Below are 19,066 nucleotides of genomic sequence, written 5' to 3'. Positions count from 1 at the left end.
TCGTCAAGGAAATCCACTATGTCTGAGACCAATAGCTTAAAAAATATCGCCACATCTTTTCTAAAGTTGTTGGTGGTTGGTGCAGTTGATGAGGCTTATGCGAACTATGTCGATAATGCATTTATTCATCACAATCAGCACCACAAAGGCGACAGAGAATCACTCAAATTAGGGATGCAACAAGCGGCATTGAAATTTACCGATATGCAGCTCGAGGTAAAAAGCGTCTTGCAAGAGGGCGATCGCGTGACGACATATTCACATATTCAATCGAATTTGAACAACATGGATGTTGCGGTGTTCCATATGTTCAAATTCAAGAACGATAAAATTATTGAGCTATGGGATGTCGGTCAACAAATTATTAAAGACTCACCCAATGAAAATGGCTTCTTCTAAGCTTAAGCAATACAGCATTAATCGTCTGATTGTTGACCGCGCCGCTTCCGATAAGCATCTAGTTCGCTGAGCTTCAATCCTTCAGGCAGGTAGCGATGTTTAGAATGCCCCACGCGCTGGGCGCGGTAAATTCCGGTATGGCCGGAGAATACATAGCTAATCACGCAAGCCAAGGCCGCATAACTTCCTATGGTTGGCCCGAATAGTTCAATTGCCATGACGGTGGAGGCAATTGGCGTATTGGCGGCGCCGGCAAAAACTGCCACAAAACCCAGTGCTGCCAACATGGGGAACGGTAAATGTAGCAGTGGCGCTAACGCATTGCCGAGTGTGGCACCAATATAAAACAACGGCGTAACTTCACCACCTTTAAAACCGGTGCCAAGCGAGGTGATGGTGAAGGCCATTTTGCCTAAAAAATCGTGCCAGGGTAATGGCTGTTGAAATGACTCAATGATGGTTGGAATGCCCAGCCCGATATACCGTTGGGTCCCGAGTGCATAGACTGCGACGGCGACGATTGTGCCGCCAATAAAAGGACGAAGTGGCGCATAACGAATATGTTTTTTCATGAAGTCGGATAAGCCGTGCGTGGCATTGGCGAACAGCATGCCGACCATTCCAAATAATATTCCCGCGATGAGCGTCGCAGTTAAGCTCCAAACCGATATGGCAGGGATGTCGCTGACTACATAATGGGTGTGATGTACTCCCAATAGAAGTCCAACCTGGTCGGCAATAATGGCGGCGATAAAGCATGGCAAAATTGCGTCATAACGCATGCGGCCTATCATTAATACTTCTAATCCAAAAATTGCACCAGCTAATGGCGTGCCAAATACCGAAGCAAAACCGGCGCTGATGCCGGCCATAATTAAGATGCGGCGCTGCTTTTTTGCCAGACGAAACACATGCGTGCATTGGTCAGCCAAACTCGCGCCCATTTGCACTGCCGTGCCTTCGCGACCAACTGATGCGCCAAATAAATGCGAGGTAATGGTGCCGATTAAGACCAGAGGTGCCATGCGCAATGGAATAACTTTTTTAGGATCATGAATTTCATCAATAATCAGGTTGTTGCCTGCTTCAACATTTTTACCTAAGTGCAGGTAAATCCAGCCAACCATAAAGCCGGCGACGGGTAACAGCCAAATAATGGGCGGATGCGCCAGACGCCACGCCGTTACGATATCGAGGGAAAATAAAAACAAGGCCGAAGCCGTTCCTGCCAGAACAGCGACCAAGCTAGCTAAAGCCAGCCATTTTGCCATGTAGGGAAGTAGTGCGATTTGCTCAAAGCGGAACGGATTTTTCATAAAAGGGAAGAGTAAAGGACGGGGTAACTAAGTGCGAAAATAACTGATCGTCATGATGCCTAATATCGTCAACAGCACCGATCCCACCACATGCAGCCCGATGGTGCCGAGTGCCCAGCCAAACCGGCCTTCCTGTAATAAGGAGGCTACTTCGGCTGAAAAAGTGGAGAAGGTCGTCAAGCCACCGAGGAAGCCGGTGATAATCAGCAAGCGCATTTCCGGGCTAATTAAAGGATGTTCACCAAAATAGCCGATAGCTAATCCGATCATATAGCCGCCAAATAAATTGGCTGCCAACGTTCCTAGTGGAATAGTGGGAAATAGCGCATTGAGTTGCATGCCAAGAACCCAGCGCAGAACTGCACCGCAGGAAGCGCCAACACTGATGACGACGATAGAGTAAAACATTCGATGATTGCCCTTTTTTATTTTCCAGCGGCATTGATTTTACTTGAGTTGGATTGCCGCAGACACAAATTAAGCGTATTTTGATCTGAATTGCTGTTGCTTATCGCTAATTTATCTATACTTAGACTTCATTCTGGGAGGCACTATGCAAGGCTATCAGTTAGAGTTTTTTATGGAGCAAAACAAACGGCACGGTCATCAGGCGCTGTATGAATGGTTGCTTGATCTGGCGCGCTCACAGGGTATCGCAGGTGCGACAGTTTTTATGGGGGCTATGGGGTTTGGACATCATAGCCGCATGCATTCTGCCCACTTTTTTGAGCTGGCAGATCAACCGGTGCTGGTTACGATGGTGGTGGAGCAAAGCGAATCAGTTGAACTGTTTGCTCTGATCGAGAAAGAACAGGTGCACATGTTTTATGTCAAGATGCCGGTTGAATTTGGTAGCTTGGGCGCTCAAGGTTGAGTTTTAATTTGATGTTTATTTCCTGAATACCCTTGTATATTATTTGTTAATTGGCGTTGTTGGCAAAATTTTATATCGGGAATAAAATATACTGTTGAAAAATTACTTTTTTATCGACAGGAAACCCATTCGATACGTTAGAATTTTTAAAAAATAGGGGGAGTATATATTTTGGGCTATTTCACCCTCTGATTTCACCTTTTAATTCGGTCTTTAATTTTGGCTTTTAACTTTATTATTACCGGTTTTTAATCCTTTACCTGGAACCCCTATGCCAGAAATCATCTCCCCTTTATTTCCTGAAATTCAACCTTACCGCAGCGGACATCTATCCGTGGATGGCGGGCACAGTCTGTACTGGGAAGAGTGCGGTAATCCCAACGGTCAGCCAGTATTGTTTTTACACGGCGGCCCCGGCGCGGGTTTGTCGCCGAGTCATCGGCAATTTTTTGATCCGGCCTATTACCGCATTGTGTTATTTGATCAGCGCGGTGCCGGTAAATCCACGCCGCTAGGTGAATATCGTCATAACACTACGCCGTTACTTATCCAGGACATTGAAGCGATACGTACCATGCTAAAGATCGATCAATGGTTAGTGTTCGGCGGTTCATGGGGCTCTACGCTGGCACTGGCTTACGGCGAAGCACATCCTTCCGCGTGTCTGGGTTTTGTGTTGCGCGGAATTTTCTTGTGCACTCAAGTCGAAGTGGAGTGGTTTATTAATGGCATGAAAAACTTCTTCCCTGAAGTGTATGCCGAATTTGCCGCAGCCATTCCGTCCGATGAGCGGCATGATCTATTGGATGCCTATGCAAAGCGCCTGTTTTCCGATGACCCTGCACTTTATTTACCGGCAGCGCGTAGTTGGAGTCGTTATGAAGGCAGCTGCCTGTTTTTAGAACCACAGGCGAGTGCCGTTGAAGCGTTTGAAAAAGAAGAGGTAAGTTTGGGATTGGGGCGTTTAGAAGCGCACTACATGGTGTACGGTGGATTTATGGAAGAAGACCAGTTGATTAAGAATATCGACAAGATCAGCCATTTACCTGCAGTGATAGTACAAGGTCGTTACGATGTTATTTGCCCGCCCACCAGCGCGTTCCGTTTGCATGCGGCTTGGCCCGAATCCGTGCTGAAGGTTATTCCAACCGCCGGCCATGCTGCATTAGAGCCGGGCACCGCGGCCGCGTTAGTCGCAGCAACCGAGCAGTTTAAGCTGCAACGGCGGTTTGAATAGGATTGATGGATTAGCGGTAAATTTATTCTGGTTGCTGAATTAGTTCTCGATGCACTATTCAGCAACTACCTTCACAGTACAATCCTATTTTTTGCAGCAATTTGCTGCAAAAAATAACGACAATTAGTCGTTAAATTAAATCGCAATTTGGACATTTAAACAAAGTAGCCGCGAACCAATATAACAAAGCAATTGGGCTCAGCAATATTATTAAGCAATTCAACGATGTTGCATTTCCTTCAAATGAACTGGACAGAGCTTGAAAATACAGTTCAAAACCTGATAGCCAGAAACCACCAATTAATATTCCCAGTGATGCGGCGATCCATAATATCCAGCGATAATCCTTGCTCGCACGACTGCGCGGTAGTGAGGACATGACGCGTGTACTAAAGCCGTTGTCATCCAAGTAGTGTGACTCCGAAGCATCTTCTTGTAGCAAGGTTTCAAGCCAGGCGTCTTGTTCTGCACTGTCGCTATCTAAGTTGATGGCGGAGTTGATTTTTGGCTGGTTTTCCATGTGTGCTCCTAGCGTGTGGTTGCTCATATATTACCTGCCGTCAGTGTGGCGGCAGGTGCCCATGCGGATAAGGTGGTTTTTAATTTTTCCTTGGCACGCGCCACATTAGTTTTCACAGTCCCTAGCGGACAATCTAATACATAAGCCGCTTCTTCGTGTGACAAGTCCTGGTAATAACATTGGACGATGGCGGCACGCTCGCTGTCGGATAAACATGCCATCGCACGCTGCAAATCTAGCTTCATGTCTGAACTGCCGGACGAAATATCTTGTGAAGATTCCTCTAGCTGCACGGAGTCTTCTACGTGTAATTCTTTTGCTTGTGCCGAGCGCTGATGAGCTAAAAAACTATTGTAGGCAATACGAAAAATCCATGTGGAAAATTTGGCGTCACCGCGATACTGCCGTAAATTTTTATAAACCAGAATGAAGGTTTCTTGCGCCAAATCGTCTGCCAAAGCATGATCGTTTTTTGTCAGTCGACGCAACAGCAAACGCACTGTCGATTGATGGCGGCGGGTTAGCTCTGTGAACGCATGCCGGTCATCATTCAACAGCACCCGTGTCACGAGGGCTAAATCATTTGTACCCGGCTCGGATGCGGTCGTCACAGGAGTATTCACGTGGTCAGCATTAATTATTTTGATCGCGATTTTCTAACTTCCAGATCAGCAGGTAGCCGATTCCCATCAGTAATGGAATCATACCAACACCCCAAGCGTTATTGATGCGATCAGGTAATACATAAAACATGATCGACATTCCGATACCAATCGCAATCAGGATGATGCCTTTACTTAGAGCTGATTTTTTCCCTGGATTATCAAAATCGGATTTATTTGAATCGCTATTATTTGCAACACCATTCAGTAATTCGCGTGGAATGGGAAGCCCTTTTTGTGCAAGCTGTTGTATGGTTTCATGCAACATTTGGTTTCGTTTCGCTTTGTAATGCAAGATAGCCATCACAATTGCGACTGGCGTGCCGATTGACATGATGATAGCGACTATTGGTACTATTTGACTAGAAATAATACTGATTGAATCATTTGAATACATGTCGCAACTCCTGAATTTGTGTATGTATTCATTAGATGCAAGTAATCCAATGTTTGGATTCAAATTATTATGAAAAAATTGGAGCAGGTTTTATGTTGATAAAAATGGCGATGCGGCGACTAAATTGCAGAGGTATTACCCAATGCGGATCGCATTGGGTGAATTGCTACTAAAACGATTATGTTTAAATTTGGCCGCGCATAATTTTGGAAACGCCAATAATATGCCTTACATTGCGCATGAGGCGTGCCAGGTGTTTTCGGCCTTCAACTTGAATGGTGAAGCAAATTTGCGACAAGGAATCAGAGGAACTTCCTTCCATTTCAACATTAATAATGTTGGCATCCGAGTCGCCAATTTCAGCAGCCACCCGTGCCAATGCGCCACGCTCATTAGTCGTAAAAATGGTGATTTTGCAATCAAAGCGACGGTTTAATTCTTGGCCCCACGCGACATCAATCCAGCGTTCCGGTTCTTTTTGCAGCTGACGTTTCCCGGTCGGGCAGTCGCAGGTATGCACCACTAAACCTTGGTCGCGTTTTAATTGACCAATAATTTCATCGCCTGGGATCGGCAGGCAGCAATTAGCCAACTCAACAGAAATACCGTCGCAGCCATAAATCAGTACGGGATTTAGTTTGGTGACGGTTGGATTTTCATTGAGCAATTGCAAAAACGGAATCGAAGAAGGTTCGTCTTCAATTAAATCTAAAATGTGGCGCGCCACCAAAGTGGACATGCGTCGTCCGATACCGATGTCGGCATACAGTTCTTCCAGCGTTTTGGCGCCCGATTCGAACAGAAGTTTTTCAACGATATCTTCGGGCAGTTTTGGCGTCAGATTGAGTAACGTCAGCGATTGCGACAAAAGTTGACGACCAAGTTCGGTTGATTCAGTTAAATTTGAAGTACGCAAATAATGGCGAATTGCCGAGCGCGCCTTACCGGTGCGGACATAGCTTAACCAGTTAGGAGTAGGGCGTGAATTGGGCGAGGTAATAATTTCTACGATATCACCGCTGCGTAATTCCGTGCGCAATGGCGCTGGCTCGTGATTAATTTTGGCGGCGATAGTCTGGTCGCCAATGTCGGTATGAATTGTGTAGGCAAAATCGAGCGCAGTAGCGCCACGGGAGAGTGCAATAATCTTGGATTTTGGCGTAAAAACATACACCGAGTCAGGGAATAAATCGACTTTGACGTGCTCTAAAAATTCGGCAGAATCACCGGTTTGTTTTTGAATATCGAGTAACGATTGCAGCCAGGCGTGAGTGCGTACTTGCAGGTCAGATAAAGAAACCTGCTCATCCTTGTACAGCCAATGTGCCGCCACGCCAGATTCGGCAATGTGGTGCATGTCATGGGTGCGGATTTGAAATTCGACAGGTGTACCGTAAGGGCCGATTAAGGTAGTGTGTAACGATTGGTAGCCATTGAGTTTTGGCATGGCAATGTAGTCTTTAAACTTGCCCGGCATCGGCTTATATAAACCGTGCAAAATACCTAGCGCGTAATAACTTTCGGTGAAATTATTCACTACTACGCGGAATCCATACACATCCAGCACTTGCGAAAACGAGAGGTTTTTGTCTTGCATCTTCCGGTAAATACCGTACAGTGTTTTTTCGCGACCCTGAACTTCAGCGTTAATGCCAGCGGCTTCCAGCGTGCTATTCACCGCGTCTAAAATCTTTCCAACCACTTCGCGTCGATTACCGCGTGCCGCTTTTACCGCTTTAGCCAAGGTTCGGTAGCGCAGCGGGTAAAGGTGGGCGAAGGATAAATCTTGCAGTTCGCGGTAAATATTATTTAAACCTAGGCGGTGCGCAATCGGCACATACACTTCCATGGTTTCGCGGGCAATGCGGCGCTGCTTTTCTGGCGTCATCACGCTCAAGGTGCGCATATTGTGCAGGCGGTCAGCGAGTTTGACTAAAATAACCCGTACATCGCGCGCCATGGCGAGCAGCATTTTTCTAAAATTTTCTGCTTGCGCTTCAATCTGGCTTTGAAATTCAATTTTTTCGAGCTTGGATAAACCATCCACCAAACTTGCCACCGGCGCACCAAAACGTTCTAATAATTCTTCTTTTTTAACGTCCTGGTCTTCCATTACGTCGTGCAATAACGCCGCCATAATGGCTTGTGCATCAAGCTTCCAGTCGGCACAAATCTCTGCGACAGCAATCGGGTGCGAAATATATGGCTCACCGGAGCGGCGCATTTGACCGAGGTGCATTTCATCGGAAAACCGGAACGCATCCCGAACGCTGATTAAATCGCTGGCAGGAAGATAGGCGCTGAGCTTTTCGGATAACTGCGTAATCGAAACGTGGCTAATGTGTTGGGGGATTTCTATTGGATCGGCTTGGCGATCCGCATTATTGTCAGGCTGAGGATTCGCCTGATGATCTGCTTTAACTGCTGAGACAGGTACTGACGAGCGTTTTCCTTTGGCTCTAGATCGAGTTTCTGCTGGAGAGCGTTCGGAGGGTGTCAGGCTCATTCTTGGAAACGATAAAAAACATTACTGTTAACGTCAATCAAAATAACGTGAATATAAGTAAAAAAGATTTGTTATGACGAAACCGTGACGATAGTCCTATCATCACGGCATGTAATTAGCTGAATAAGGCAGCTGAATTAAATTATATTCAAAGCTGGCAATTACAGTGGGACTTTTTTCAGCATTTCGATACCAACTTTGCCTTCAGCGATTTCACGCAGGGCGATAACGGTTGGTTTATCTTTAGAGTCGATCTTTGGAGTGTGACCTTGCAGAAGCTGACGTGCACGATAAGTTGCGCACAAAGTGAGCTGAAAGCGATTTGGAATGTGTTTTAAAGCGTCTTCAATGGTAATACGAGCCATGGTAATTCCCTTATTCTTGCAAATTATATAAATGAGTGAGGTGGTTTAAAGATTATCTGGCTTAGGTCTGACTTAGATTGGCGTGGATGCCAAATTGTGCAAACAGTGCTGAATTTCGTGCTGCTTGCTGATTGAATCGGCATCGGGTTGCTTTGACTATGGCGACCAATTCAGATAAAGCCACTTCAAATTCCTGATTAATAATAACATATTCAAACTCTGGAGCGTGTGCAATTTCCCCGCCAGCTGCCAATAATCGTCGTGTTATTACCTGTTCGCTATCTTGTCCACGCTTTTTAAGTCTTTGTTCTAACGCATCGATTGAGGGCGGTAATATGAAAATTCCTACAGAATGTGGGAATTGGGCTTTGACTTGCTGAGCGCCTTGCCAATCAATTTCCAGCAACATATCGGTGCCAGCTTGCATGTGTTGATTGATCAAAATGCGCGATGTGCCATAGTAATTGCCGTGCACTTCGGCGCATTCTAAAAATTCCTTGTTATCTTTACGTGCTAAAAAATCTTCGACGGTCGTGAAATGATATTCACGCCCATCGACTTCGCCCGGACGCGGCGGGCGGGTTGTGTAGGAAATGGAAAGCCGTAAATCAGATTCTTTGGCCAGCAAGGCATTGACCAAGGTCGACTTGCCCGCGCCAGATGGCGCTGCAACCATAAACAGGCTGCCTGCATGGGTATTTAGGTGTGACATATTTTTTCCTATGGATGTCGTTAATTGCTCTATTCTAAATTTTGCACTTGTTCGCGCATTTGCTCAATTAACAGTTTTAGCTCCATCGCGGCATCGGCCAGTTCTTTTAGGGCTGCTTTTGATCCTAGCGTATTGGCTTCACGATTCAATTCTTGCATCATGAAGTCCAAGCGTTTACCTACTTGTCCGCCCTTGTTAAGAATGTGTCGGGTTTCTGTTAAATGGCCGGAAAGGCGGGTTAATTCTTCGGCAATATCAATGCGAATACCGTACAAAGCCACTTCTTGGCGGATTCTGTCCATTACTTCTTCGCGTGAAATGGTCGGTAAATTGTTACCGTTAGTCATTCCTAATGCTTCTTGCAGGCGATTCACCGATTTTTGTTGGAACTGCGCAATTAATTGCGGGATGATTGGGCTAATCCGTTCAACAATTGCTTCCATTTCGCTAATTTTATTGATTAACACTACCTGTAAGGCGTTACCTTCACGTTCGCGACTTAGCACAAAGGCTTCTAAGGTGCCGAGCATGCATTCCATGGCGTGTGCTGTTAACCCATCGTCGGAAACGGTATTTTCCTCAATAACGCCGGGCCAGCGTAACATTTCATGCATGGTTAAAGCGGCGCTTTCAGGAAACTGGATTTTCAGATCATGTTGAAATTGCGCTAATTGACTTAACACCACCGGGTTCATGGTTTTGTTATTTTGTTGTTGTTCTTTGCGTGCAAAACTAAAGCGACATTCGACTTTCCCCCTAGTAATGCGTGTTATTATTGCTTCTCTGAATGATGGTTCAAAAGCACGGAAATCGTCATTCATTCGGAATTGCAAATCAAGGAAGCGTGAATTAACACTTTTAATTTCAATTGTCATGCTGCCGGCGTCAACGTCGCGGCTTGTGACAGCATAACCTGTCATGCTATAAATACTCACGGTTTTCCTCGTTAAGGTTTTGATGCATTCAAAATCGACTACCAAGTATACTAGCTGTTGACTAAAAATTTAACAGGTTAGCGCTGAAGAATTGGCAATAAGTGGCAATAAATAGAGAGATTGACGTTAATCGAAGTACATACACAGGACGATATGGCTGCACAGAATAATGCCCCACTGCCCGATGGGTTAGAAGTTGCTGGATACCGCATTGTAAAGAAAATTGCGTCTGGCGGGTTTAGTATCGTGTATTTAGCTTCAGATGAAGAGGGTACTCCTGTTGCGATCAAAGAATACTTGCCTAGTTCTTTGGTGTTGCGCCAGCTAGGTGAGTTGGCTCCTGCGATTTCTCCTGAAAATTTGCCGATTTACCGGATAGGCTTGAAGTGCTTCTTCGAAGAAGGCCGTGCTTTGGCGCGTATTTCTCATCCCAATGTGGTTAGCGTGTTGAATTTTTTCCGCGCCAATGACACGGTATATATGGTGATGGCGTATGAATCAGGCTGTTCATTGCAAGAACATATTTTGCGACGTCGCGATAAGCCTGAGCGGCCGATTGTGACCGAACGTTTTATTCGTAAGATGTTTAGTCAGGTGTTGAATGGTTTGCGTGAAGTGCATACTAACAAACTGCTGCACTTGGATTTAAAACCCGCCAATATTTATTTGCGTCTGGACGGTACACCGATTTTGTTGGATTTTGGTGCAGCCAGACAAACCTTGCGCACCGATTTGCCGAAGCTGTACCCAATGTATACGCCGGGCTTTGCTGCGCCAGAACTGTATGAGAAAAATGCCAATTTAGGCCCGTGGACCGATATCTATAGCATCGGTGCTGCCATGTTCGCGTGTATGGCCGGCGCGCCACCGCAGCCATCTGATCAGCGTAAAGTAAGCGATAAAATGGAGCGCCATTATCGCAAGTTGGATGAATCTTATTCTGCTGAGTTAATCGAAGTGGTGCGTTGGTGCTTAAGGCTAGATCCGTTAGAGCGTCCGCCAAGTGTGTTTGCCTTGCAAAAAGCTTTAATGTTAAAAATTGAAGAGAAGAAAGAGCCAAGCTTGCTGGAGAAAGTTAAATTGTTTTACGCCAAGCTGATGGATGGCATTAATAAGCCTAAGAACGATGAGCTTGATAGCAAGACGATTACAGGAAACTCCCTGTAATCGGATTAAAAAATAAAAAATAGTGTTGTAGCGGGACTTACTTATTAGGGCAAATTCGATGCGTTTTTCTGTATATCAAGAAAGCCATATTGGCGGGCGAAAAGTTAACCAGGACAGAATGGGTTATTGCTTTACGCGTGATTCATTATTGCTTTTGTTAGCAGATGGAATGGGTGGCCATATCATGGGAGAAATGGCTGCTACCATCGCAATGCAAACTATTGGGAATCTGTTTCAGCAACAGGCTAAGCCTTGCATAGGTCGGCCGGAACGATTTTTAGAAGAAAGTTTTCTGGCTGCACATAAAGAAATCCATCGTTTTAAAATTATTAATAATTTACCCGATACGCCACGCACCACCATCGTCGCTTGTTTGATTCAGCATGACACGGCATTTTGGGCGCATTGCGGTGATTCACGTTTATATTGGATGCGTAATGGGCAGTTATTGCTACGCACCAGAGATCATTCACGTTTGGAAACATTAATTGCGCAAGGCGCGATTGATGCTTCACAACGTGATACCCATCCAGATCGCAATAAACTATTTAACTGTTTGGGTGCGCCTAATTTACCGATAGTAGAAATGTCGCGCCGGGTTAATTTGCAGGCGGGCGACGTAATGTTGCTGTGTTCGGATGGGCTGTGGTCGGTGTTGCCGGAGCACGTGTTATTACAACATCTGCGTGAGCGGACGATCGTTCGCGCCGTGCCAGAACTACTGAATAAAGCATTGTCTATTGCCGGCAAATCTTCTGACAATGTCACGGCGTTAGCGATGATGTGGGAAGGTGGGGATGATAATCCATCAACGGTTACTACTCACACACTGCCGATCGGTGCCGTTACCACGACGATACACTCGACCATACTTGACGATGAGCGCTCCGGAATACAAGAGGGTGGAGAAGAGATCGATGGTTTTGATGAGGCTGATATCGAAAAAGCGATTGAGGAAATTCGTAAGGCGATTCAAAAATCATCAAAAGTGGGCTTGAAATCGTAATATTTCGGCGCTGCTTAATAAATTCAACATAATAAAACTATATTTAATAAAACCTGACTAGGATAAATAATGATTCATTTTCAACGGCCTAGTAAGCGTAACGTCAATGCGTTGCGTCCAGTCGTCATTAGCCGTCATTTCACCAAACATGCAGAAGGTTCTGTGCTGGTTGAGTTCGGCGATACCAAGGTAATTTGCACTGCAAGTATTGAAGATAAAGTACCCGGCTTTTTAAAGGGCCGTGGCCAAGGATGGCTCACCGCAGAATACGGCATGTTGCCGCGGTCAACCAATACGCGTATGGACAGAGAAGCGGCCAAAGGCAAGCAGAGCGGTCGCACTCAGGAAATTCAACGTTTAATTGGCCGCTCCTTGCGTGCTGCCTTTGATTTAGAGGCATTCGGTGAACGTACTTTGCATTTAGATTGCGATGTAATTCAGGCAGATGGCGGTACCCGCACTGCAGCCATTACCGGTTCTATGGTGGCGGCTTACGATGCGTTTTCGATGTTGGTTAGGCAGGATAAAATTCTGAATATTCCATTGAAAAAATTTGTGGCAGCTATTTCGGTGGGTGTTTACCAAGGCGTTCCGGTATTGGATTTAGATTATATGGAAGACTCTGAATGCGACACCGATATGAATGTGGTGATGACTGAATCCGGCCAGTTTGTGGAAGTTCAAGGTACTGCGGAAGGCGCTACGTTTGATCGCCCAACCATGAATCGTTTGCTGGATTTGGCGCATGACGGCATTGTTGATTTAATCGCTTTGCAAAAGCAGGTGTTGGATATTTAATGAGTAAGTTGATGGATAAATTAGCAAATAAGTTGATTTTGGCCTCAGGCAATTTAGGTAAACTCAAGGAGTTGAGCGCGATGTTGGCGCCACTCGGTATTGAAGTGCACACGCAAACCAGCTTTGGCGTAAGCGAAGCCGAAGAACCTTTTAATACCTTCATTGAAAATGCTTTAACCAAAGCCCGGCATGCAGCACGTAGCACTGGTTTCCCCGCTTTGGCTGATGATTCGGGTTTGTGCGTCAATGCCCTGGGTGGTGAGCCCGGCGTACAGTCGGCGCGCTTTGCTGGTGAGCCTAAATCAGACGCACGGAATAATCAAAAATTGGTTGCAGCCTTAAGTAATCTGGATGATAAAACGGCCTATTACTATAGTGTTTGCGTTTTGGTCAGGCACGCTGACGATCCGCAGCCGATTATTGCTGACGGTCGCTGGAATGGTGAAATTTGCGCTGAGCCACGCGGCACTAATGGGTTTGGCTATGATGCGCATTTCTGGCTGCCGGAATTAGGCAAAACAGCAGCAGAGTTAGCGCCAGAACAAAAAAACCAGCTCTCGCACCGTGGGCTGGCAATGCGTCAATTGCTGGAAAAATTAACTGAGTTGTGATGATTATTCCGATTAAGCCAGTCTCAGGCTTGCCGAGCACAAAAAAAAATACTCCCGCTGAATTAAACGCCAATGTAGCGCAAAAATTTATGCAGCCGGGCAGCCTTAGTTTGGCTGCTTTGCCGCCGCTGGCGTTATATATCCACATTCCTTGGTGCGTCAAAAAATGCCCTTATTGCGACTTCAATTCGCATGAGGCTAAGAATGGCTTCCCTGAAGATGAATATCTGTCAGCATTACGACTGGATTTGGAACGCGCTTTGCCCGCGATTTGGGGGCGTAAAATTTATACCATCTTTATTGGTGGCGGTACGCCGAGCTTGTTATCGGCGGCGGGATTGGATCGATTATTGTCCGACGTGCGTACTTTGCTGCCACTGGATGGTGCGGTAGAAATTACCATGGAAGCGAATCCCGGCACATTTGAAGCGGAAAAATTCCGCTCTTATCGTGCTAGTGGTGTAAATCGTTTATCCATCGGCATCCAAAGTTTTAATAGTCAGCACCTGCAAGCCTTGGGGCGGATTCATGATGGTGATGAAGCGCGCAGGGCCATCGAAATAGCCCAAACGCATTTTGATAATTTCAATCTCGATTTAATGTATGCCTTGCCTAAGCAAACTTTGTCTGAGGCGCGTTTGGATGTGCAAACCGCGATTGCCAGTGGCGCACCGCATTTGTCTTTGTATCATTTAACGCTGGAACCTAATACGCTGTTTGCCAAGTATCCGCCAGCGTTGCCGGACGATGATGCTAGCGCAGAAATGCAAGATGAAATCACCGAAATAATGACGGCGGCCGAGTACCAGCATTATGAAGTGTCCGCCTATGCTAAGGAAAAGCACCAGGCTCGCCATAATTTGAATTATTGGCAATTCGGTGATTATTTGGGGATAGGCGCAGGTGCCCATTCCAAATTGTCATTCCCACACCGCGTGGTGCGTGAAATGCGTTATAAAAATCCTAAAGCGTATATGCAGGCGGTCAGTGAAGGGCGTGAAATTCAGGAGTCTAATGAGATAACACGCGATGATATGGCGTTTGAATTTATGTTGAATACGCTTAGGTTGACTGACGGATTCCCGGTTAATTTGTTTGCTGAGCGTACTGGTCTGAGTTTGACGACGATAGAGCATTCTTTGCACAACGCAGAGAAAAAAGGATTGATATATCGGGATCATCAACAGATACGTGCTACGGAATTAGGGATGCGGTTTTTAAATGATTTGCAGCAGATGTTTTTGAAAAATTGAATTGAAAAGAGCAAAAACAGCAATTTCATATGCTCCTACTATGTTTGTAAAAATTCAATGTATTAAGTGGTTTTTTTGCAACGAAAAACCATTTTTTTGACAGCTGAGTAGGGTAGGCACGGTTTTGTGCCCACGCGTAACCGCAGACAAACAATGGATTTCAGTTGAAGATATTCGTTATTAATGGAAACGCGTGGGCATTTACAAGAGCCATATGAATGCGTAGGAGTTTGGCTCTGCATAGCCAAACCGTTACGCCAGCGACTGGCATGCCAGTCGAAACCCTGGCTGCACCACAAAACCGTGCCCACCCTACGTTGCGGATAATATTCAATTTTCTTTACAGGGGGCTTTTGAGTTATCGGGCATTGATGTATAATTCGAATTTCCCGCTCGTGCTGCATAGCACCTTCTGCAATGACTAAGTATGTATTCGTAACAGGTGGGGTCGTATCCTCCCTAGGCAAAGGCATTGCCGCCGCCTCTCTCGCAGCGATTTTAGAATCGCGCGGTCTCAAAGTCACCATGTTAAAACTGGATCCCTACATCAACGTAGATCCGGGCACCATGAGTCCATTCCAGCACGGTGAAGTATTTGTTACCGATGATGGCGCAGAGACCGATCTGGATCTTGGTCACTATGAGCGTTTCATTACTACCCGCATGAAAAAAGTGAATAACTTCACTACTGGGCAGATTTATGAATCGGTCATTCGCAAAGAACGCCGCGGCGAATATCTCGGTAAAACCGTTCAGGTTATTCCGCACATTACCAACGAAATTCAAGACTATATCCGCCGTGGCGCGGATGGTTATGATGTCGCACTGGTTGAAATTGGCGGCACCGTTGGTGATATTGAGTCACTGCCATTTTTGGAAGCAGCCCGTCAATTAAGCTTGCGCTCACCAAAAAATACCGTCGCTTTTGTGCATTTGACTTTAGTGCCGTATTTGGTTTCAGCTGGTGAGTTAAAAACCAAACCTACCCAACACAGCGTACAAAAACTGCGTGAAATCGGTATTTCGCCAGATGCTTTATTGTGCCGCGCTGACCGCCCAATTCCTGATGATGAACGCGCTAAAATTTCGCTGTTCTCTAATGTGCATGAAGAAGGCGTCATTTCTTTATGGGACGCTGACACCATCTATAAAGTGCCACAAATGTTGCACGATCAAGGCTTGGATGATTTGATCTGTGAACGTTTAGGGATCAATCCAAAGCCGGCCGATTTATCCATGTGGACTAAATTAATCCACGCGCTGGAAAATCCTAAACGCGACATCACTATCGGTATGGTCGGTAAATATGTCGATTTAACTGAATCTTATAAATCACTGACTGAAGCGTTGCGTCATGCCGGTATTCACACCGAAAGCCGTGTGAATATTGAGTACGTTGATTCGGAAGAGATCGAAAAACACGGCACGAAAGCGTTGGAGAAATTCGACGGTATTTTGGTTCCCGGCGGTTTCGGTAAACGCGGCGTCGAAGGTAAAATTAACGCAGCACGTTATGCACGTGAAAACAAAGTTCCGTATTTAGGTATTTGTTTGGGTATGCAGGTTGCCTTAATTGAATACGCCCGTAATATGGCTGACCTGAAAAATGCCAATTCCACCGAATTTGATGCGGACACCGATCATCCGGTAGTCGCCTTGATTAATGAGTGGCAAAATCATGACGGCAAAGTGCAAACGCGCGATGAAAATTCCGATTTAGGTGGCACGATGCGTTTAGGTGCGCAAACCTGTTCAGTTAAACCAGAAACTTTGGCAGCAGAAATTTACGGCCCTAAGGTTACCGAGCGTCATCGCCATCGTTATGAAGCCAATAACCATTATTTAGAGCGCGTTGAGCAAGCTGGCCTGATCGTTTCAGCACGTACTCCAACTGAAGATTTATGTGAAATCATGGAATTGCCGCGCGCAGTTCACCCTTGGTATATGGGCGTGCAATATCACCCTGAATTCAAATCAACTCCGCGTGATGGACACCCATTGTTTATTTCATTCGTGAAAGCAATTTTGGCAAACAAGGACTCAAAATGAAACTGTGTGGATTTGAAATCGGCCTGAATCACCCGCTATTTTTGATTGCTGGCCCATGCGTTATTGAATCGCGCCAAATGGCGATGGATACGGCTGGCTATTTAAAAGAAATCACTACCGAGTTAAATATCCCGTTCATTTATAAGTCCTCGTTTGATAAAGCCAATCGCTCGTCAGGCAGCTCTTTCCGTGGTTTGGGCATCGATAAAGGCTTGGAAATTCTGGCTGATGTGAAGCGCGAATTAAACGTGTCAGTGCTGACTGATGTGCACTCTATTGATGAAATTGCAGCCGTTGCAGCTGTAGTTGATGTGCTGCAAACACCAGCTTTTTTATGTCGACAAACCGACTTTATTGAAGCGTGCGCTGTTTCAGGCAAGCCAGTGAATTTCAAAAAAGGGCAGTTTTTAGCACCACACGACATGCAACATGTCATCAATAAAGCGCGTGCAGCTGCATTGGCTCAAGGTTTGCCTGATCAGTTTATGGCCTGTGAGCGCGGTGCCAGTTTTGGTTATAACAACCTGGTGTCCGACATGCGTTCATTGGCGATCATGCGCGAAACCGGTTGCCCTATCGTGTTTGATGCAACTCACTCGGTGCAATTACCGGGCGGTCAGGGAACTACCTCGGGCGGTCAACGCGAATTTGTACCTGTGTTGGCGCGTGCTGCGGTGGCAGTGGGAATTTCCGGACTATTCATGGAAACCCATCCAAATCCGGCCGAAGCAAAATCCGATGGCCCTAATGCAGTGCCACTCTCGCGTATGAAAGAATTGCTGACGACGCTGACGGCTCTCGATCAGATCGTCAAGGCGCAGGGCTTTTTAGAGTCCAACTTTGCTTAATTTATGACGCAGTAAAAAATACCAAACTGCTGTTTGGTATTTTTTTATTGCGCGATTTTTCATTATCATTATTAAATTTTTACTACCTTCTAGGAGCTACATATGAGCGCAATCGTTGACATTATCGGACGTGAAATTATGGATTCTCGCGGCAATCCCACTGTAGAGTGCGATGTGTTGCTGGAATCAGGCGTAATGGGCCGTGCAGCCGTACCTTCTGGCGCTTCTACCGGTTCACGTGAAGCGGTGGAATTGCGTGACGGCGATAAATCGCGCTTTATGGGTAAAGGCGTTTTAAGAGCCTGCGAAAATATTAATACTGAAATCGCTGAAGCGATAATGGGACTGGACGCCAATGAACAGGCATTTTTGGATCGCACGTTAATTGATTTAGACGGCACTGAAAATAAAAGCCGTTTAGGCGCAAATGCGATCTTGGCAGTGTCGATGGCTGTTGCTAAAGCAGCTGCAGAAGAAGCTGGCTTGCCGTTGTATCGTTATTTCGGCGGTTCAGGCGCAATGCAATTACCAGTGCCAATGATGAACGTCATTAACGGCGGCGCGCACGCAGACAATAATCTGGATATTCAAGAATTCATGATTATTCCAATCGGCGCACCAAGCTTTAAAGAAGCGATCCGTTACGGCGCTGAAGTATTTCATCACCTGAAAAAAATCCTGCAAGATAAAGGTTTGACGACTGCGGTTGGCGATGAAGGCGGTTTTGCACCGTCGGTAGCAAACCATGAAGAAGCAATCAAACTGATTATTCAAGCGATTGAATCTGCCGGTTATACACCAGGTACACAAATCGCTTTGGGTCTGGATTGCGCAGCTAGTGAATTTTTCAAAGATGGCAAATACCATCTGGAAGGCGAAGGCCTGGTTTTATCTGCGACCGACTTCACTAATTTATTGGCGACCTGGTGCGATAAATATCCAATTATTTCTATCGAAGATGCGATGGCAGAAGGCGACTGGGAAGGTTGGGCTACCTTGACTAAAGTATTGGGTAAAAAAGTGCAATTAGTTGGTGACGATTTATTTGTGACCAACACCAAGATTTTAAAAGAAGGTATCCAAAAAAACATCGCCAATTCGATCCTGATTAAAATCAATCAAATCGGCACATTAACCGAAACTTTTGCTGCGATTGAAATGGCAAAACGTGCTGGTTATACAGCCGTTATCTCACATCGTTCAGGCGAAACCGAAGACAGTACCATTGCTGACATCGCGGTGGGTACTAACGCTTTACAAATCAAAACTGGCTCTATGTCACGTTCTGATCGTATGGCTAAGTACAATCAACTGTTGCGTATTGAAGAAGATTTAGGTGATATCGCGAGCTACCCAGGTCGCGATGCATTTTATAATTTAAAATAAGCTCGTTGAAATAACCATAACCCGC

General features: G+C 45.7%; 20 protein-coding genes. 11 read left to right on the top strand and 9 right to left on the bottom strand.

Annotation, left to right across the window (positions count from 1 at the left end; genetic code table 11):
- Positions 1 to 18 precede the first annotated feature (18 nt).
- Positions 19 to 399, top strand: a complete 381-nt coding sequence (locus S2091_RS15075) for a nuclear transport factor 2 family protein (protein ID WP_105532773.1) — start codon at positions 19 to 21, stop codon at positions 397 to 399.
- 17 nt (positions 400 to 416) lie between these two features.
- On the opposite strand, the gene S2091_RS15070 is transcribed toward S2091_RS15075, so the two are convergent.
- Positions 417 to 1,715 carry a voltage-gated chloride channel family protein gene (locus S2091_RS15070; protein WP_105532772.1) on the bottom strand — a complete coding sequence of 433 codons (1,299 nt, stop codon included), beginning with the start codon at positions 1,713 to 1,715 and terminating at the stop codon, positions 417 to 419.
- A gap of 27 nt (positions 1,716 to 1,742) precedes the next feature.
- The gene (gene crcB, locus S2091_RS15065; protein ID WP_105532771.1) at positions 1,743 to 2,123 is read right to left on the bottom strand and encodes a fluoride efflux transporter CrcB; all 381 of its coding nucleotides are present in this window, start codon (positions 2,121 to 2,123) and stop codon (positions 1,743 to 1,745) included.
- A 145-nt stretch (positions 2,124 to 2,268) separates the two neighbouring features.
- On the opposite strand from crcB, the gene S2091_RS15060 reads away from it, so the two are divergent.
- Both S2091_RS15060 and pip read left to right on the top strand, forming a co-directional pair.
- A complete protein-coding gene (locus tag S2091_RS15060) occupies positions 2,269 to 2,589 on the top strand; it encodes a DUF190 domain-containing protein (RefSeq protein WP_105532770.1) in 321 nt (106 codons plus the stop codon).
- Positions 2,590 to 2,860: 271 nt separating this feature from the next.
- Positions 2,861 to 3,826: a prolyl aminopeptidase gene (gene pip / locus S2091_RS15055; RefSeq protein ID WP_105532769.1), complete on the top strand. Its 966-nt coding sequence runs from the start codon at positions 2,861 to 2,863 to the stop codon at positions 3,824 to 3,826.
- 130 nt (positions 3,827 to 3,956) lie between these two features.
- Here the strand turns inward: pip and S2091_RS15050 are convergent, their stop codons facing one another.
- The 7 genes from S2091_RS15050 to S2091_RS15020 form a co-directional block, all read right to left on the bottom strand.
- On the bottom strand, positions 3,957 to 4,346 hold the full coding sequence (locus S2091_RS15050) for a DUF5056 domain-containing protein (protein WP_105532768.1): 390 nt from the start codon (positions 4,344 to 4,346) through the stop codon (positions 3,957 to 3,959).
- Positions 4,347 to 4,369: 23 nt separating this feature from the next.
- Complete coding sequence (locus S2091_RS15045; protein WP_165795000.1) at positions 4,370 to 4,969, bottom strand: RNA polymerase sigma factor; 600 nt, start codon at positions 4,967 to 4,969, stop codon at positions 4,370 to 4,372.
- A gap of 10 nt (positions 4,970 to 4,979) precedes the next feature.
- Entirely contained in the window at positions 4,980 to 5,405 is a 426-nt protein-coding gene (locus S2091_RS15040; protein ID WP_105532766.1) for a DUF6249 domain-containing protein, read from the bottom strand.
- Between the two features lie 184 nt (positions 5,406 to 5,589).
- Positions 5,590 to 7,911 carry a RelA/SpoT family protein gene (locus S2091_RS15035; protein ID WP_105532765.1) on the bottom strand — a complete coding sequence of 774 codons (2,322 nt, stop codon included), beginning with the start codon at positions 7,909 to 7,911 and terminating at the stop codon, positions 5,590 to 5,592.
- Positions 7,912 to 8,072: 161 nt separating this feature from the next.
- Positions 8,073 to 8,276 (bottom strand): DNA-directed RNA polymerase subunit omega, encoded by a 204-nt coding sequence (gene rpoZ / locus S2091_RS15030; protein ID WP_105532764.1) that lies wholly within the window; start codon positions 8,274 to 8,276, stop codon positions 8,073 to 8,075.
- Between the two features lie 61 nt (positions 8,277 to 8,337).
- Positions 8,338 to 8,988 (bottom strand): guanylate kinase, encoded by a 651-nt coding sequence (gene gmk, locus S2091_RS15025; protein WP_105532763.1) that lies wholly within the window; start codon positions 8,986 to 8,988, stop codon positions 8,338 to 8,340.
- A 29-nt stretch (positions 8,989 to 9,017) separates the two neighbouring features.
- Positions 9,018 to 9,908 carry a YicC/YloC family endoribonuclease gene (locus S2091_RS15020; protein WP_105532762.1) on the bottom strand — a complete coding sequence of 297 codons (891 nt, stop codon included), beginning with the start codon at positions 9,906 to 9,908 and terminating at the stop codon, positions 9,018 to 9,020.
- 168 nt (positions 9,909 to 10,076) lie between these two features.
- Between S2091_RS15020 and S2091_RS15015 the strand changes: the two genes are divergently transcribed.
- From S2091_RS15015 to eno, 8 genes are all read left to right on the top strand, one after another.
- Positions 10,077 to 11,090, top strand: coding sequence for a serine/threonine protein kinase (locus S2091_RS15015; RefSeq protein WP_105532761.1), 1,014 nt, complete (start codon positions 10,077 to 10,079; stop codon positions 11,088 to 11,090).
- Between the two features lie 58 nt (positions 11,091 to 11,148).
- Positions 11,149 to 12,096 (top strand): PP2C family protein-serine/threonine phosphatase, encoded by a 948-nt coding sequence (locus S2091_RS15010; protein ID WP_105532760.1) that lies wholly within the window; start codon positions 11,149 to 11,151, stop codon positions 12,094 to 12,096.
- Between the two features lie 69 nt (positions 12,097 to 12,165).
- Entirely contained in the window at positions 12,166 to 12,894 is a 729-nt protein-coding gene (gene rph / locus S2091_RS15005) for a ribonuclease PH (RefSeq protein ID WP_105532759.1), read from the top strand.
- Complete coding sequence (rdgB, locus tag S2091_RS15000) at positions 12,894 to 13,505, top strand: RdgB/HAM1 family non-canonical purine NTP pyrophosphatase (protein ID WP_243405439.1); 612 nt, start codon at positions 12,894 to 12,896, stop codon at positions 13,503 to 13,505. The genes rph and rdgB overlap by 1 nt, the downstream gene beginning before the upstream one ends.
- A 2-nt stretch (positions 13,506 to 13,507) precedes the next feature.
- Positions 13,508 to 14,758, top strand: coding sequence for a radical SAM family heme chaperone HemW (gene hemW / locus S2091_RS14995; RefSeq protein ID WP_105532791.1), 1,251 nt, complete (start codon positions 13,508 to 13,510; stop codon positions 14,756 to 14,758).
- 417 nt (positions 14,759 to 15,175) lie between these two features.
- Complete coding sequence (locus S2091_RS14990; RefSeq protein ID WP_105532758.1) at positions 15,176 to 16,807, top strand: CTP synthase; 1,632 nt, start codon at positions 15,176 to 15,178, stop codon at positions 16,805 to 16,807.
- Positions 16,804 to 17,655 (top strand): 3-deoxy-8-phosphooctulonate synthase, encoded by an 852-nt coding sequence (gene kdsA / locus S2091_RS14985; protein ID WP_105532757.1) that lies wholly within the window; start codon positions 16,804 to 16,806, stop codon positions 17,653 to 17,655. Before S2091_RS14990 ends, kdsA begins: the two co-directional genes overlap by 4 nt.
- Positions 17,656 to 17,757: 102 nt before the next feature.
- Positions 17,758 to 19,041: a phosphopyruvate hydratase gene (eno, locus tag S2091_RS14980; RefSeq protein WP_105532756.1), complete on the top strand. Its 1,284-nt coding sequence runs from the start codon at positions 17,758 to 17,760 to the stop codon at positions 19,039 to 19,041.
- Positions 19,042 to 19,066: the final 25 nt, after the last annotated feature.

The organism is Solimicrobium silvestre, from assembly GCF_002976435.1.
GTDB classification, from domain to species: domain Bacteria; phylum Pseudomonadota; class Gammaproteobacteria; order Burkholderiales; family Burkholderiaceae_D; genus Solimicrobium; species Solimicrobium silvestre.
Note: the sequence above shows the minus strand (reverse complement) of the source record. Positions and strands in the feature narration are given on the sequence as shown.

Excerpts from the sequence above, each read along its gene's own strand:
- rpoZ (WP_105532764.1), bottom strand. The coding sequence starts at position 8,276 with ATGGCTCGTATTACCATTGAAGACGCTTTAAAACACATTCCAAATCGC.
- S2091_RS15060 (WP_105532770.1), top strand. The coding sequence starts at position 2,269 with ATGCAAGGCTATCAGTTAGAGTTTTTTATGGAGCAAAACAAACGGCAC.
- S2091_RS15015 (WP_105532761.1), top strand. The coding sequence starts at position 10,077 with ATGGCTGCACAGAATAATGCCCCACTGCCCGATGGGTTAGAAGTTGCT.
- crcB (WP_105532771.1), bottom strand. The coding sequence starts at position 2,123 with ATGTTTTACTCTATCGTCGTCATCAGTGTTGGCGCTTCCTGCGGTGCA.
- gmk (WP_105532763.1), bottom strand. The coding sequence starts at position 8,988 with ATGTCACACCTAAATACCCATGCAGGCAGCCTGTTTATGGTTGCAGCG.
- S2091_RS15075 (WP_105532773.1), top strand. The coding sequence starts at position 19 with ATGTCTGAGACCAATAGCTTAAAAAATATCGCCACATCTTTTCTAAAG.
- S2091_RS15010 (WP_105532760.1), top strand. The coding sequence starts at position 11,149 with ATGCGTTTTTCTGTATATCAAGAAAGCCATATTGGCGGGCGAAAAGTT.
- rph (WP_105532759.1), top strand. The coding sequence starts at position 12,166 with ATGATTCATTTTCAACGGCCTAGTAAGCGTAACGTCAATGCGTTGCGT.
- eno (WP_105532756.1), top strand. The coding sequence starts at position 17,758 with ATGAGCGCAATCGTTGACATTATCGGACGTGAAATTATGGATTCTCGC.
- S2091_RS14990 (WP_105532758.1), top strand. The coding sequence starts at position 15,176 with ATGACTAAGTATGTATTCGTAACAGGTGGGGTCGTATCCTCCCTAGGC.
- kdsA (WP_105532757.1), top strand. The coding sequence starts at position 16,804 with ATGAAACTGTGTGGATTTGAAATCGGCCTGAATCACCCGCTATTTTTG.
- S2091_RS15040 (WP_105532766.1), bottom strand. The coding sequence starts at position 5,405 with ATGTATTCAAATGATTCAATCAGTATTATTTCTAGTCAAATAGTACCA.
- S2091_RS15050 (WP_105532768.1), bottom strand. The coding sequence starts at position 4,346 with ATGGAAAACCAGCCAAAAATCAACTCCGCCATCAACTTAGATAGCGAC.
- pip (WP_105532769.1), top strand. The coding sequence starts at position 2,861 with ATGCCAGAAATCATCTCCCCTTTATTTCCTGAAATTCAACCTTACCGC.
- S2091_RS15035 (WP_105532765.1), bottom strand. The coding sequence starts at position 7,911 with ATGAGCCTGACACCCTCCGAACGCTCTCCAGCAGAAACTCGATCTAGA.
- rdgB (WP_243405439.1), top strand. The coding sequence starts at position 12,894 with ATGAGTAAGTTGATGGATAAATTAGCAAATAAGTTGATTTTGGCCTCA.
- S2091_RS15070 (WP_105532772.1), bottom strand. The coding sequence starts at position 1,715 with ATGAAAAATCCGTTCCGCTTTGAGCAAATCGCACTACTTCCCTACATG.
- S2091_RS15020 (WP_105532762.1), bottom strand. The coding sequence starts at position 9,908 with ATGACAGGTTATGCTGTCACAAGCCGCGACGTTGACGCCGGCAGCATG.